General features: G+C 68.2%; 11 protein-coding genes and 2 tRNA genes. 2 read left to right on the plus strand and 11 right to left on the minus strand.

The genetic code is table 11. The features are described 5' to 3' along the window. Positions 1–9: 9 nt before the first annotated feature. From mreC to AQI70_RS04915, 6 genes are all read right to left on the minus strand, one after another. Entirely contained in the window at positions 10–1,035 is a 1,026-nt protein-coding gene (gene mreC / locus AQI70_RS04890) for a rod shape-determining protein MreC (RefSeq protein WP_062144563.1), read from the minus strand. A gap of 202 nt (positions 1,036–1,237) precedes the next feature. Further along, positions 1,238–2,257, minus strand: a complete 1,020-nt coding sequence (locus AQI70_RS04895) for a rod shape-determining protein (RefSeq protein WP_004001297.1) — start codon at positions 2,255–2,257, stop codon at positions 1,238–1,240. Between the two features lie 269 nt (positions 2,258–2,526). Beyond that, the gene (ndk, locus tag AQI70_RS04900; RefSeq protein ID WP_004001296.1) at positions 2,527–2,940 is read right to left on the minus strand and encodes a nucleoside-diphosphate kinase; all 414 of its coding nucleotides are present in this window, start codon (positions 2,938–2,940) and stop codon (positions 2,527–2,529) included. A 114-nt stretch (positions 2,941–3,054) separates the two neighbouring features. After that, the gene (locus tag AQI70_RS04905; RefSeq protein ID WP_062144565.1) at positions 3,055–3,411 is read right to left on the minus strand and encodes a DUF4233 domain-containing protein; all 357 of its coding nucleotides are present in this window, start codon (positions 3,409–3,411) and stop codon (positions 3,055–3,057) included. Positions 3,412–3,420: 9 nt separating this feature from the next. Then, on the minus strand, positions 3,421–4,923 hold the full coding sequence (gene folC, locus AQI70_RS04910; RefSeq protein ID WP_062144567.1) for a bifunctional tetrahydrofolate synthase/dihydrofolate synthase: 1,503 nt from the start codon (positions 4,921–4,923) through the stop codon (positions 3,421–3,423). A 195-nt stretch (positions 4,924–5,118) separates the two neighbouring features. Then, positions 5,119–7,743, minus strand: coding sequence for a valine--tRNA ligase (locus AQI70_RS04915; RefSeq protein ID WP_062144569.1), 2,625 nt, complete (start codon positions 7,741–7,743; stop codon positions 5,119–5,121). Between the two features lie 136 nt (positions 7,744–7,879). Here AQI70_RS04915 and AQI70_RS04920 point away from each other — a divergent pair, with 136 nt between their 5' ends. Next, on the plus strand, positions 7,880–8,869 hold the full coding sequence (locus tag AQI70_RS04920; RefSeq protein WP_062144572.1) for a hypothetical protein: 990 nt from the start codon (positions 7,880–7,882) through the stop codon (positions 8,867–8,869). A 68-nt stretch (positions 8,870–8,937) separates the two neighbouring features. Here the strand turns inward: AQI70_RS04920 and clpX are convergent, their stop codons facing one another. The 5 genes from clpX to AQI70_RS04945 all read right to left on the minus strand — a co-directional run bounded on the left by clpX (position 8,938) and on the right by AQI70_RS04945 (position 13,722). Beyond that, the gene (clpX, locus tag AQI70_RS04925) at positions 8,938–10,224 is read right to left on the minus strand and encodes an ATP-dependent Clp protease ATP-binding subunit ClpX (protein WP_004001291.1); all 1,287 of its coding nucleotides are present in this window, start codon (positions 10,222–10,224) and stop codon (positions 8,938–8,940) included. 181 nt (positions 10,225–10,405) lie between these two features. After that, positions 10,406–11,086 carry an ATP-dependent Clp protease proteolytic subunit gene (locus AQI70_RS04930; RefSeq protein ID WP_062144575.1) on the minus strand — a complete coding sequence of 227 codons (681 nt, stop codon included), beginning with the start codon at positions 11,084–11,086 and terminating at the stop codon, positions 10,406–10,408. Between the two features lie 69 nt (positions 11,087–11,155). Further along, the gene (locus AQI70_RS04935; RefSeq protein WP_062145095.1) at positions 11,156–11,761 is read right to left on the minus strand and encodes an ATP-dependent Clp protease proteolytic subunit; all 606 of its coding nucleotides are present in this window, start codon (positions 11,759–11,761) and stop codon (positions 11,156–11,158) included. Between the two features lie 296 nt (positions 11,762–12,057). Continuing rightward, positions 12,058–13,452 carry a trigger factor gene (tig, locus tag AQI70_RS04940; RefSeq protein ID WP_062144579.1) on the minus strand — a complete coding sequence of 465 codons (1,395 nt, stop codon included), beginning with the start codon at positions 13,450–13,452 and terminating at the stop codon, positions 12,058–12,060. 193 nt (positions 13,453–13,645) lie between these two features. Beyond that, positions 13,646–13,722: transfer RNA gene (locus tag AQI70_RS04945), tRNA-Pro, on the minus strand. 167 nt (positions 13,723–13,889) lie between these two features. Between AQI70_RS04945 and AQI70_RS04950 the strand changes: the two genes are divergently transcribed. Then, a tRNA-Gly gene (locus AQI70_RS04950) sits at positions 13,890–13,960 on the plus strand. Positions 13,961–13,969: the final 9 nt, after the last annotated feature.

The raw sequence follows: 13,969 nt of genomic DNA on the forward strand, positions 1-13,969 counted from the left end.
CTTCAGCTCCTACTGCTCTTGCTCGTACTGGTTCTGGCCGTCGGCCGGGGGCTGGTACTGACCGTCGGCCTGAGGCTCGTACTGACCGTCGGCCTGGGGCTGGTTCTGGCCGTCGCCCGGGACCTCGGCGCCCGGCGTGACGGTGACCGTCACGGTAGGCGTCGGGGTCGGCTCGGGTTTGTCGGGGAGCACCGTGTCGCGCGGGTCCTTCGCGGGGGCCTGCACGACGACACCGACGATGTCGAGCTTGCTGAAGCCGACATACGGCGTGACGTAGAGGGTGCGGGTCAGGTTGCCGCCGGACGGGTCGACACGGGAGACGACGCCGACGGGGACGCCGGGCACGAAGGGCTTGTCGGCCTGCGAGCCGAAGGTGACGAGCCGGTCGCCCTTCTTCACCTCGGCCTTGCCGTTGAGGAGTTCGACGCGCAGCGGGCGGTCGCCCTGGCCGGAGGCGAAGCCGAGTTCGTCGGTCGACTCCATGCGGGTGCCGACGGTGAAGTCGGGGTCGTTGGCGAGGAGCACGGTCGCGGTGTTCGGGCCGACGGTGGTGACCCGCCCGACCAGCCCGTCGCCGTTCAGGACGGTCATGTCGCGCTGGATGCCGTCGTTCGCGCCGGCGTCGATGGTGATGGTCCAGGAGAAGCCCTGGGCCGCTCCTATCGCGATGACCTCGGCGCCCTTGATGCCGTACTGGCCCTCGCCGGCGATCTTCAGCATCTTGTCGAGCTGCTTGAGCCGGCTGCGGTTGCGGTCGTCGCTGCCGAGCTTCGCCTTGAGGGCGGCGTTCTCCTGCTCCAGCCGGGCGAGCCGGTCGTGCCGCTCACCGGAGTCGCGGATCGCGGCGACCGCGTTGCCGACCGGGTCGACCGCCGAGGACACACTGTTCTCGATCGGGCCGAATACCGCGGCCGCGGCGGACCGGGCGCCGTCGACAGGGGAATCCTCACCGCCGCGGATGTCCACCGTGATCAACGCGAACGCGATGGCGACCAGCAGCACCAGCAGCAGCCGGCTCTCTCGTGTGTCCCTCACGTGCGGCGGCCGTGCCCTTCCTCATAGGAAATCGGGAAACCCCCGGGAAACCCCCGAGGGGCTCTGCATGCGGAGTTTGTATACGGACTCGAAGCGAAGTCGTCTGTGCGGTTTCGAGGCTCTCCGGGAAGCTTATGCCTCTATATCAACGATCCGCCGTACGAGAGGAGATCATCCCGTACGGCGGAATCGAAGAGTTACGTCATCTGCGCGGCTGGGCGTCCAGCACCTGCTGCAACGCCTCGAACTCCTCGACGCACTTGCCGGACCCGAGCGCGACGCTGTCCAGCGGGTCCTCGGCGATGTGGATCGGCATGCCGGTCTCCCGGCGCAGCCGCTCGTCGAGGCCACGCAGCAGGGCGCCGCCGCCGGTCAGAACGATTCCTCGGTCCATGATGTCGCCGGACAGCTCCGGCGGGCACTTGTCGAGGGTCGTCTTGACCGCGTCGACGATCGCGTTGACCGGCTCCTCGATGGCCTTGCGCACTTCGGCCGCGGAGATGACGACGGTCTTCGGCAGCCCGGAGACCAGATCCCGGCCGCGGATTTCGGTGTGCTCGTCGGAATCGAGATCGTACGCCGAACCGATCGTGATCTTGATCTGTTCGGCCGTCCGCTCACCCAGCAGAAGGGAGTACTCCTTCTTGATGTGCTGGATGATCGCGTTGTCCAGTTCGTCGCCCGCGACGCGGATGGACTGGGCGGTGACGATGCCGCCGAGGGAGATGACCGCGACCTCCGTGGTGCCGCCGCCGATGTCGACCACCATGTTGCCCGTGGCCTCGTGGACCGGCAGGCCGGAGCCGATGGCCGCGGCCATGGGCTCCTCGATGATGTGCACCTGGCGGGCGCCGGCCTGGGACGACGCCTCGATGACGGCGCGGCGCTCGACGCCGGTGATGCCGGAGGGCACACAGACGACGACCCGCGGACGAGCCAGATACCGCCGCTTGTGGATCTTCAGGATGAAGTAGCGGAGCATCCGCTCGGTGATCTCGAAGTCGGCGATCACGCCGTCCTTCAGCGGACGAACGGCAACGATGTTGCCGGGCGTGCGCCCGATCATCTTCTTGGCTTCGGCACCGACCGCGAGGATGCCACCGGTGTTGGTGTTGATCGCGACGACGGACGGCTCGTTGAGTACGATCCCGCGACCCCTGACGTACACCAGCGTGTTGGCGGTCCCGAGGTCGACAGCCATGTCACGGCCGATGAACGACATTGAGTTCCCCATCAGGATTCGTCTGGCCTTCCTGGGAGCTTTTTGACAGCTTTTCAGGTCGGCGAAGTGGGTGCTGTGACGTGAAGGCTTCCATCGTAGACGCGCTTTCACGAACACTGCGGGAGGGTCTTCGCCATTGTCATCAGATGACGAGCCGCCCCGCTTGTGGAGACGGGCCATCGGGGGCACTCGTTCCCTCGATCGCCACGCATATGCCGCAGGGCGGCCGGGTTTCTACGGCCGCCCCAGGTCGGGCCGGGTCGGCGGGCTCAGGCGCGGCCCGGGAAGAAGATCTTCACCTCGCGCTCGGCGGACTCCTCGGAGTCGGAGGCGTGGATGAGATTCTCGCGGACGATCACGCCATAATCACCCCGAATGGAGCCGGGTGCGGCGGCGATCGGGTCGGTCGGGCCGGCCAGCTGACGCAGCCCCTCGATGACCCGCTCGCCCTCGACGATCAGAGCGACGACCGGGCCGGAGGCCATGAATTCCACCAACGGCTCGTAGAAGGGCTTGCCCTTGTGCTCGCCGTAGTGCTGCTCCAGCGTCTCCTGGTCCAGCGTGCGCAGCTCCAGCGCGGTGATCTGCCAGCCGGCCTTGCGCTCGATACGGCTGATGATCTCGCCGGTCAGGCCTCGACGGACGGCGTCGGGCTTGAGGAGGACGAGGGTGCGCTGGGTCACGGGAGGGCTCCTTCTTACTGCCGGTGTGCGGTGGGATGAGGTTACAGGGCTGAGCTGGACATCCGTTACGGAGTGTCAGCTTGCGCAGGTGCCGTCCCCGTGGGTCTCTCGCTCTCAAGCGCCGGACGGGCTGGTTTTGTCACTCTGCGCTGCGAATCGGGCCTTCGCCTCGTCGACTTTCCTCCCGAAGTGCACCGAAGCCCACCACAGTGCCGCGAAGACCACGCCCAGGAAGAACATCGTCGGGACGACGAACCCGGAGGCGATGAGGGCGATCTGGAGAGCCCAGCCGAGGACGACACCGCCGGGGCGGGTCACCAGGCCGCACAGCACCAGGCACAGGAACATCGCGATGCCGCTGACCGTCCACACCTGTGCCATGGACAGGTCGGGGTCCTTCATGGCGACCAGACCGGCGAAGCCGATGACGAAGAACTCGCCGATCAGGGTCGAGGAACAGAGCGTACGCATCTTTCGGACTCAGCCCTTCTTCAGCAGCAGCCGGGCCTCGCCGACCGTGATGACGGAACCGGTGACGAGCACACCGCCGCCCGCGAACTCGCCCTCCTCCTCGGCCAGCGTGATCGCGGCCTCCAGGGCGTCCGGCAGCCGCGGCTCGACCTGCACCCGCTCCTCGCCGAACACCTCGACGGCGATCGCGGCGAGTTCGTCGGCGTCCATGGCGCGGTGCGAGGAGTTCTGGGTGACGACGATCTCGGCGAAGATCGGCTCGAAGGCCTCCAGGAGCCCCCGGACGTTCTTGTCGCCGCTCGCGCCCACGACCCCGATCAGCCGGCTGAAGTCGAAGGCCTCCCCGACCGCCTCGGCGGTGACCCGCGCGCCGGCCGGGTTGTGGGCGGCGTCCAGCACGACGGTCGGCGACCGCCGTACGACCTCCATCCGCCCCGGCGAGGCGACGGCGGCGAAGGCCTTGCGGACGGTGTCGATGTCGAGCGTCTCGGCCCGCGCGGCGCCGACGCCGAAGAACGCCTCCACGGCGGCGAGGGCGACGGCCGCGTTGTGCGCCTGGTGCGCGCCGTGCAGCGGCAGATACACCTCGGTGTACTCACCGCCCAGTCCGCGCAGGGTGACCAGCTGCCCGCCGACGGCGACCTGACGGGACACCACGCCGAACTCCAGCCCCTCACGGGCCACGGTGGCGTCGACCTCCACCGCCTTCTTCAGCAGCACCTGGGCCGCGTCCACCGGCTGCTGAGCCATGATCACGGTGGCGCCCTGCTTGACGATGCCGGACTTCTCGCCGGCGATCTCGCCCGGGGTCTCGCCCAGCCGGTCGGTGTGGTCGAGGTCGATGGGGGTCACGACGGCGACATCGGCGTCGATGACGTTGGTGGCGTCCCAGGAGCCGCCCATCCCCACTTCCACGACGGCGACATCGACGGGCGCGTCCGCGAAGGCGGCGTACGCCATGCCCGTGAGCACCTCGAAGAAGGACAGGCGGTACTCCTGCGAGGCGTCGACCATCTCGACGTACGGCTTGATGTCGTTGTACGTCTCGATGAAGCGCTCGGCGGAGATCGGGGCGCCGTCGAGGCTGATCCGCTCGGTGATCGACTGGACGTGCGGGGAGGTGTAGCGGCCGGTGCGGAGCTCGAAGGCGCCGAGGAGGGCCTCGATCATGCGGGCGGTCGACGTCTTGCCGTTGGTACCGGTGATGTGGATGGAGGGGTACGAGCGCTGCGGCTCGCCCAGCACGTCCATGAGCGCGGCGATGCGGCTGACCGACGGCTCCAGCTTGGTCTCACCCCAGCGGGTGGCCAGCTCCGCCTCGACCTCGCGCAGGGCCTTGTCGACCTCGGGATCCTCCGGACGCGCGGGCACGTCGGCGCTCGGCGGGCCGCCCTGGGTGCGCAGGGTGCGGCTGCCGGCCTCGATGACCGCGAGGTCGGGGTCGCGGTCGGTCTCGGTCGCGATGATCTCTTCGAAGGAGTCGAGGGGGTCGGGCTCGTTCTGGTCGCTCACGAGGTCAGTCTACGGACGGGGACTGACAGAGTGCCCATGGAGTGGGGTGGTGTGTGTTCGCCGCGGCTGCGGGTCGGTGGGGCTGGTCGCGCCCATGCGGCGGAGCCGCATATTGATACAGCCCCGCGCCCCTGGGTAGGCAAAGGCCCCCGGCGCCATGCAGCGCCGGGGGCCTTCAGTCACGTTTAAAACGACTCACGCTTCCGGCAGCCGCTCCAGCTGCGCAGCAATCCGCGCGATGTCCTCCTCGGCCTTCGCCAGCCGCCCGCGGATCTTCTCCACCACGTGGTCCGGCGCCTTCGCCAGGAACGCCTCGTTGCCGAGCTTGGCCGTGGCCTGGGCCTTCTCCTTCTCGGCGGCGGCGAGGTCCTTCGCCAGGCGCTTGCGCTCGGCCGCGACGTCGATCGCACCGGAGAGGTCCAGCGCGACCTCCGCGCCCGCCACCGGCAGCGTCGCCGTGGCCGTGAAGGCGTCGCCCTCGGGCTGGAGGCGCAGCAGCTGGCGGATGGCCGGCTCGTGCGGGGCGAGCGCCGTGCCGTCCAGGGACAGGCGGGCCGGGACGCGCTGGCCCGGCTGCAGGCCCTGGTCGGCGCGGAAGCGGCGGACCTCGGTGATGACCTGCTGGAGCGTGGCGATCTCCTGCTCGGCCGCCGCGTCCCGGAAGCCACTGTCCTTCGGCCACTCGGCGATGACCACCGACTCGCCGCCCGTGAGCGTGGTCCAGAGGGTCTCCGTGACGAACGGGACCACCGGGTGCAGCAGCTTCAGCGTGACGTCCAGGACCTCGCCGAGGACACGCTTGGAGACCTCCGCGGCCTCACCACCCGCGGCGAACGTCGTCTTCGACAGCTCGACGTACCAGTCGAAGACCTCGTCCCACGCGAAGTGGAAGAGCGCGTCCGACAGCTTGGCGAACTGGAAGTCCTCGTAGAACGCGTCGACTTCGGCGACGACGGAGTTCAGCCGCGACAGAATCCAGCGGTCGGTCGAGGACATCTTCGACGGCTCCGGCAGCGGGCCGTCCACCGTCGCGCCGTTCATCAGCGCGAAGCGCGTCGCGTTCCAGATCTTGTTGGCGAAGTTCCGGGAGCCCTGGACCCAGTCCTCGCCGATCGGGACGTCGACACCGGGGTTCGCGCCACGGGCGAGGGTGAACCTGAGCGCGTCGCTGCCGTACTTGTCCATCCAGTCCAGCGGGTTCACCGCGTTGCCGAAGGACTTCGACATCTTCTTGCCGAACTGGTCGCGGACCATGCCGTGCAGGGCGATGGTGTGGAACGGCGGGGTGCCGTCCATCGCGTACAGGCCGAACATCATCATCCGGGCGACCCAGAAGAAGAGGATGTCGTAGCCGGTGACCAGGACGGAGTTCGGGTAGAACTTCGCGAGCGACTCGGTCTGTTCGGGCCAGCCGAGGGTCGAGAACGGCCACAGGCCGGAGGAGAACCAAGTGTCGAGGACGTCGGTGTCCTGGTGCCAGCCCTCGCCGCTCGGCGGCTGCTCGTCGGGGCCGACGCAGACGACCTCGCCGTTCGGGCCGTACCAGACCGGAATCCGGTGACCCCACCACAACTGCCGCGAAATACACCAGTCGTGGAGGTTGTCGACCCAGTCGAAGTAGCGCTTCTCCATCTCCTGCGGGTGGATCTTGACCCGGCCGTCGCGGACCGCGTCACCGGCGGCCTTGGCGAGCGGGCCGACCTTGACCCACCACTGCATGGACAGACGCGGCTCGATGGTGGTCTTGCAGCGCGAGCAGTGGCCGACGGAGTGGACGTACGGCCGCTTCTCGGCGACGATCCGGCCCTCGGCGCGCAGCGCTCCGACGATGGCCGAGCGGGCCTCCAGGCGGTCCAGGCCCTGGAAGGGGCCGTGGGCCGTGATGACCGCGTGCTCGTCCATGACGGTCAGGGACGGCAGGTTGTGGCGCTGGCCGATCTCGAAGTCGTTCGGATCGTGCGCCGGGGTGACCTTGACGGCGCCCGTGCCGAACTCGGGGTCGACGTGCTCGTCGGCGACGACCGGGATACGGCGGCCGGTGAGCGGCAGCTCGATCTCGCGGCCGATGAGGTGGCGGTAGCGCTCGTCCTCGGGGTGGACGGCGACGGCGGTGTCACCGAGCATCGTCTCGGCGCGGGTCGTGGCCACGACGATGGAGTCGTCGCCTGCGCCGTACCGGATGGAGACGAGCTCGCCGTCGTCGTCCTGGTACTCGACCTCGATGTCCGAGATGGCCGTCAGACACCGGGGGCACCAGTTGATGATGCGCTCGGCGCGGTAGATCAGCTCGTCGTCGTAGAGCCGCTTGAAGATGGTCTGGACGGCCTGGGACAGGCCCTCGTCCATGGTGAAGCGCTCGCGCGACCAGGCGACACCGTCACCGAGGCGGCGCATCTGGCCGCTGATCTGCCCGCCGGACTCGCCCTTCCACTGCCAGACCCGCTCGACGAAGGCCTCACGGCCCAGGTCGTGCCGGGACTTGCCCTCCTTGGCCAGCTCCCGCTCGACGACGTTCTGCGTGGCGATACCGGCGTGGTCCATGCCGGGCTGCCACAGCGTCTCGTAACCCTGCATGCGCTTGCGGCGCGTGAGGGCGTCGATGAGGGTGTGCTCGAAGGCGTGCCCGAGGTGCAGGCTGCCCGTGACATTCGGCGGCGGGATGACGATGGTGTACGGCGGCTTGTCGCTCTTCTCGTCCGCCTCGAAGTAACCCCGCTCTACCCAGCGCTCGTACAGCGGCCCCTCTACGTCGGCCGGCGCGTACTGGGTCGGCAGTTCGGTGTCGGGCGCTGGTGGCTGCTGCTGAGCGTTCTCGGTCACGGGCTCAGTTTAGGGGTGTCGCGGGCGTGTCCCGAAACGCGTTTGTTCTGTAACGGTGGGCACCCCGATGCCGTGCGGTGGCTGCGTTTGCGCCAGGATGTCGTGAACACATAAGCATCTGGAGGGGAACCCAGAAATGAGCTACAACCAGCCGGGCCCGTACGGCGGGCAGCCCCAGCAGCCCGGACCGTACGGCCAGCCGGGTCCGTACGGCCAGCAGCCGCAGGCGCCCCAGCCCGGCTACGGCTACCCCCAGCAGGCTCCCCCGGCCCAGCCGCAGCCCGGCTACGGCTACCCGCAGCAGCCCCCGCAGGGCGTCCCGCCCCAGCAGGGCTACCCCCAGCAGGGCTATGCCCAGCAGCCCCCGTACGGCCAGCAGCCGCCCTACGGCCAGGCCCCGTACGGGATGCCGCAGCCGCCGGCTCCGGGGGGCGGCGCCAAGAAGACCGGCCTGATCATCGGCGCGGTGGCCGTCGTGGCCGCGATCGGCGTGGGGGCGTACTTCGTGTTCGGCGGCGGGGGCGGCGCGGGTGCCCTGGAGGACGACGGCGCGCACAAGCTGACGACGCCGCAGACGGTGCTCGGCGACTACAAGCTGTTCACCAAGACCTCCTCCAGCTCCAGCTCAGGCGACAAGGAAGACCTGGAGAAGAGCGGCGTCAAGAACGGCACCGGGGTGTCGGGCATGTACTCGACGGCGAACCTGAGCGACTTCGACGCCAACGACCCCAGCACCATTCCCGACGCGTCCGAACTCGCGACGAACAAGACCATCACGCTCTTCGGCGCCTACGGTGAGATCGCCGATCCCGAGGCAGCCCTGGACAAGTTCTTCGCCCAGGCCGAGAAGGAGTCCCAGGAGAACTCCTCCGGCAGCTCCGCCCTCAAGACCGAGCTGGTCGGCGAGCCGGAGGAGGCCGACATCGAAGGCGCCGTCATGAAGTGCCAGGCGGCCAAGGGCACCGACCCGACCACGAAGAAGGAGAAGACCGACTGGTTCTGCGTGTGGGCCGACTACAGCACGATGGCCATGGTCTCCCCCGGTGACGCCACCCAGAACATGTCGAAGGACGCGGCCGCGGACATCACCGCGAAGCTCCGCAAGGCGATCCGCGTCAAGGCCTGACGCCCGGCTCGTCCACCACGAAGGGCCCCGGTCGGCTGACCGGGGCCCTTCGTACGTCTGCGGTACGGCTACGCCGTCTTCTGCTCGCCCGACCCGCGCCCGCGCGCATCCCGCGGGATCAGCGTCGGGTTCACGTTCGAGTGAACGACGTCCGCTGTGATGACGACCCGCGCCACGTCCTTGCGGGACGGAACCTCGTACATCACGGACATCAGGACCTCTTCCATGATGGCCCTGAGCCCGCGTGCGCCCGTCTGGCGGAGGATGGCCTGGTCGGCGATGGCCTCCAGGGCCTCGCGCTCGAAGTCGAGTTCCACGCCGTCGAGTTCGAAGAGGCGCTGGTACTGCTTCACCAGGGCGTTGCGGGGCTCCACCAGGATCTGGAGGAGGGCTTCCCGGTCCAGGTTGTGCACGCTCGTGATCACCGGCAGACGGCCGATGAACTCGGGGATCATGCCGAACTTGACCAGGTCCTCCGGCATGACGTCCTCGAACTGGTCCTTGGCCTCCAGCTCGCGCTTGGAGCGGATCGTCGCGCCGAAGCCGATGCCCTTGGCGCCGGCCCGGGACTCGATGATCTTCTCCAGACCCGCGAACGCGCCGCCCACGATGAACAGGACGTTCGTCGTGTCGATCTGGATGAACTCCTGGTGGGGGTGCTTGCGGCCGCCCTGCGGCGGGACCGAGGCCGTGGTGCCCTCCAGGATCTTCAGCAGGGCCTGCTGGACGCCCTCGCCGCTCACATCCCGGGTGATCGACGGATTTTCACTCTTCCGCGCGACCTTGTCGATCTCGTCGATGTAGATGATCCCGGTCTCGGCCTTCTTGACGTCGTAGTCGGCCGCCTGGATCAGTTTGAGCAGGATGTTCTCGACGTCCTCGCCGACATACCCCGCCTCCGTGAGCGCCGTCGCGTCCGCGATGGCGAACGGGACGTTCAGCATGCGGGCCAGGGTCTGCGCCAGCAGGGTCTTGCCGGAGCCCGTGGGGCCCAGCAGCAGGATGTTGGACTTCGCCAACTCGATGGCGTCCTCGCGGCTTTGACCGCCGCCGTTCTCGCCGGCCTGGACGCGCTTGTAGTGGTTGTAGACGGCGACGGAGAGGGCCTTCTTCGCCGCCTCCTGGCCGACCACGTATCCCTCGAGGAACTCGTAGATCTCGCGCGGCTTGGGCAGTTCCTCCCAGCGGACCTCACTGGTCTCCGCGAGCTCTTCCTCGATGATCTCGTTGCAGAGATCGATGCACTCGTCGCAGATGTACACACCAGGGCCTGCGATGAGCTTCTTGACCTGCTTCTGGCTCTTGCCGCAGAACGAGCACTTGAGCAGATCGCCGCCGTCACCGATGCGTGCCACGGTGTGCTTCCCCTTCGCCTGGGAGACGCCTGGACGTTTTCGAATCCAGCGGCTCCTGGTGCTGCCTTATGTCCGACGGTACCTTGCCTGACCCCCCGTTCGGGCCCCCCTTGGCGCGGTTCACTTTGACGTGCACCGTCCCAAACCGTGCCAAGGGGCAGCAGACAATACCCGGTCCGCGTCAGCGAACCTCGGCGTTGTTCATCTTCCGGGTGGAGATGATCTGGTCGATCAGCCCGTACGACAGCGCGTCCTCGGCCGTGAGGATCTTGTCGCGCTCGATGTCCTCGCGGATCTTCTCGATCGGCGTGGTGGAGTGCTTGGCCAGCATCTCCTCCAGCTGCGAGCGCATCCGCAGGATCTCGTTGGCGGCGATCTCCAGGTCGGAGACCTGACCGCGGCCGGTCTCGCTGTACGGCTGGTGGATCAGCACCCGGGCGTTCGGGAGCGCCATGCGCTTGCCGGGCGTGCCGGCGGCCAGCAGGACGGCGGCGGCGGAGGCCGCCTGGCCCATGCAGACCGTCTGGATGTCCGGCTTCACGAACTGCATCGTGTCGTAGATGGCCGTGAGCGCGGTGAAGGAGCCGCCCGGGCTGTTGATGTAGACCGAGATGTCCCGGTCGGGGTCCATCGACTCCAGGCACAGCAGCTGCGCCATGACGTCGTTGGCGGACGCGTCGTCGATCTGTACACCGAGGAAGATCACGCGTTCTTCGAACAGCTTCGCGTACGGGTCGTACTCGCGGATGCCCTGCGAGGTGCGCTCGACGAAGCGGGGGATCACATAGCGGGACTCGGCGACGGGCACCGTGCTCTCGGCGCGTGCGCGGTCGAACAGGCCGCTGCCGGGGAAGTCGTTCACTGTCTGTCTCCTAGGGGCTGAGGCGGTCGGCTGGGGGCTGTGCGGGGCGCTGTGGCCATCCGCTGGGGCTCAGGCCCCGGTGCCGCCGCCGCCCGGCATGCCGGCGGCCGTGGCGATCACGTCGTCGATGAGGCCGTAATCCTTGGCCTCGAAGGCGTCGAACCAGCGGTCGCGGTCCGAGTCCCGGGTGATCTGCTCGATCGTCTGGCCCGTGTGCTGCGCCGTGAGCTCGGCCATGCGCTTCTTCGTGTGCAGCAGCCGCTCGGCGTGGATCTTGATGTCCGAGGCCGAGCCGGCCAGGCCCGCGGAGGGCTGGTGGATCAGGATCTCGGCGTTCGGCAGCGCGAAGCGCTTGCCCGGCGTGCCCGCGCTGAGCAGGAACTGGCCCATCGAGGCCGCGAGGCCCATGGCGATGGTCACCACGTCGTTCTTGATGTACTGCATGGTGTCGTAGATCGCCATACCGGCCGTGATCGAACCGCCCGGGCTGTTGATGTACAGGTAAATGTCCTTGTCCGGGTCGGCGGCAAGGAGCAGCAGCTGCGCGGTGATCTTGTTCGCGATGTCGTCGTCGACCGGCTGGCCGAGGAAGATGATCCGCTCGTTGAGCAGCCGGTTGTAGACATGGTCGCCGAGGCCACCGCCGATGGAAGGCTCGCCGGCGGCGGAGGGCATCAGATTCGTCACGTATCCACCTGCTCGTCTTACGACGGCGCCGGGCCGTCTCACGTGTCCTGCGTGGGCAACGGGGACTCCCCTGCCCTCATACTCATGGACCCTAACGCGGTGGCCCTGCGCTGCAATCCCGGTTCTGGTGGTGTTCGCTGTGAGCGCATGGCTCCGCCGGTGGGGCGATTGCCCGCGCGGTTCCCCGCGCCCCCCTCAGGGGCGCGGCACAGCCGTACGACAGAAGGGCCCCGGGGAGCATGCCTCCCCAGGGCCCTTCGTACGGCTTACAAGGCTCCGTGGGCTCAGCCCTCGGACTTCTCCTCGTCGGCGGCGTCAGCGGTGCCCTCGGCGGCCTCCACCGTCTCCGTGGCCTGCTCGGCCTCGTCCTCGTCGTCCAGGTCGATGATCTCGCCGTTGGTGTCCTTGACCGTGGCCTTCTCGACCACGAGGGCCAGGGCCTTGCCGCGGGCGACCTCGCCGACCAGGAGCGGCACCTGGCCGCCCTCGACGACCGCCTGGGCGAACTGGTCGGGGGACATGCCGGAGGAAGCGGCGCGGCGCATGAGGTGCTCGGTGAGCTCCTCCTGGTTGACGTTCAGCTTCTCCTGCTTGACGAGCTCGTCGAGCACGAACTGGGTCTTGATGCCCTTGACCGCGGCTTCCTTGGTCTCGGTCTCGAATTCCTCGGCGCTCTTGCCCTGGATCTCCAGGTACTTGTCGAGGGTGAGGCCCATCTGGCCGAGCTGGTGGTGCTCCAGGTTGTGCTTACGGGTGTTGATCTCGTCCTCGAGCAGCTTCTCGGGGACGGGCACCTCGACGAGCTCCAGCAGCTTCTCCAGGACGCGCTCCTGAGCCTGCGTGGCCTGGTCGTACTGCTTCATGTTCTCCAGGCGCTTGCGGCTGTCCGCCTTGAGCTCGTCGAGGGTGTCGAACTCGGAGGCGAGCTGCGCGAAGTCGTCGTCCAGCTCGGGCAGTTCGCGCGCGGCGACCTGGGTGACCTTGACGGTGACCTCGGCCTCCTTGCCGGCCGCCGAGCCGCCCTTGAGCTCGGAGGTGAAGGTGGCCTCCTCGCCGGCGGACAGGCCCTTGACGGCGTCGTCGATGCCGTCGAGCAGCTCACCCGAGCCGATGGTGTAGGAGACGCCCTCGGCGACGCCGTCCTCGAGGACCTCGCCGTCGACCTTGGCCTGCAGGTCGATCGTGACGACGTCGCCGTCCTCGGCGGCGCGCTCGACCGGGGAGGTCGACGCGAAGCGCTCGCGGAGCTGCTCGACCGACTTCTCGACGTCCTCGTCGGTGACCTCGACGGCGTCGACCTCGACCTCGATGCCGGAGTAGTCCGGGATCTCGATGGCCGGGCGGACGTCGACCTCGGCGGTGAAGTTCAGCGTCTCGCCGTCCTTCAGCTCGGTGATGTCGACCTCGGGCTGGCCCAGGACGTTGAGCTCGGCCTCGTTGACCGCTTCGGTGTAGAACTTCGGGAGCGCGTCGTTGACGGCCTCCTCCAGCACGGCGCCGCGGCCGAACCGCTGGTCGATGACGCGGGCCGGGATCTTGCCCTTGCGGAAGCCCTTCACCGTGACCTGCTGGTTGATCTTCTTGTACGCCGCGTCGAGGCTGTCCTTGAGCTCCTCGAAGGGCACCTCGACAGTGAGCCGAACCCGGGTCGGGTTCAGGGTCTCCACGGCGCTCTTCACGGTTCGGTCTCCTTGTGGCTGACTTCTTGGGTTCTGCCGGAGCCAGACTGGTCCGGCGGATTTCGCCGCCCGGAGGACTTCATCAGACGAGAGACACACGGGCGCGCAGCTTGCATAGTAACCGCAGCCGACGAACGCCCCAAAAGGCGATCGGGCGTGGTGATCGCGCAGGTGGCCGATGACCGGCCGGTCGTGGTCGGGGTGGCGGGATTTGAACCCACGGCCTTCCGCTCCCAAAGCGGACGCGCTACCAAGCTGCGCCACACCCCGTGCTGGTGCGACACGTAGGGTACATGCCCGCAGGCAGTGGGGCCGTCGCATTTCGCGGCCAGGAACGGTAGGGCGGCTGCGCGCGGCAATGGGGTGTGCGTCGAGGGGGCCCGAACCGCTACGATGCCTGCAGTGCCGCGGTCAGCTGACCTGCGGCGCGTCCCTGTGCGGGCGTAGCTCAATGGTAGAGCCCTAGTCTTCCAAACTAGCTACGCGGGTTCGATTCCCGTCGCCCGCTCTGTACGGC

The organism is Streptomyces curacoi (assembly GCF_001513975.1).
Taxonomy (GTDB): Bacteria; Actinomycetota; Actinomycetes; order Streptomycetales; family Streptomycetaceae; genus Streptomyces; species Streptomyces curacoi.

Excerpts from the sequence above, each read along its gene's own strand:
- AQI70_RS04920 (WP_062144572.1), top strand. The coding sequence starts at position 7,880 with ATGAGCTACAACCAGCCGGGCCCGTACGGCGGGCAGCCCCAGCAGCCC.
- AQI70_RS04905 (WP_062144565.1), bottom strand. The coding sequence starts at position 3,411 with ATGCGTACGCTCTGTTCCTCGACCCTGATCGGCGAGTTCTTCGTCATC.
- AQI70_RS04895 (WP_004001297.1), bottom strand. The coding sequence starts at position 2,257 with ATGTCGTTCATCGGCCGTGACATGGCTGTCGACCTCGGGACCGCCAAC.
- AQI70_RS04935 (WP_062145095.1), bottom strand. The coding sequence starts at position 11,761 with ATGCCCTCCGCCGCCGGCGAGCCTTCCATCGGCGGTGGCCTCGGCGAC.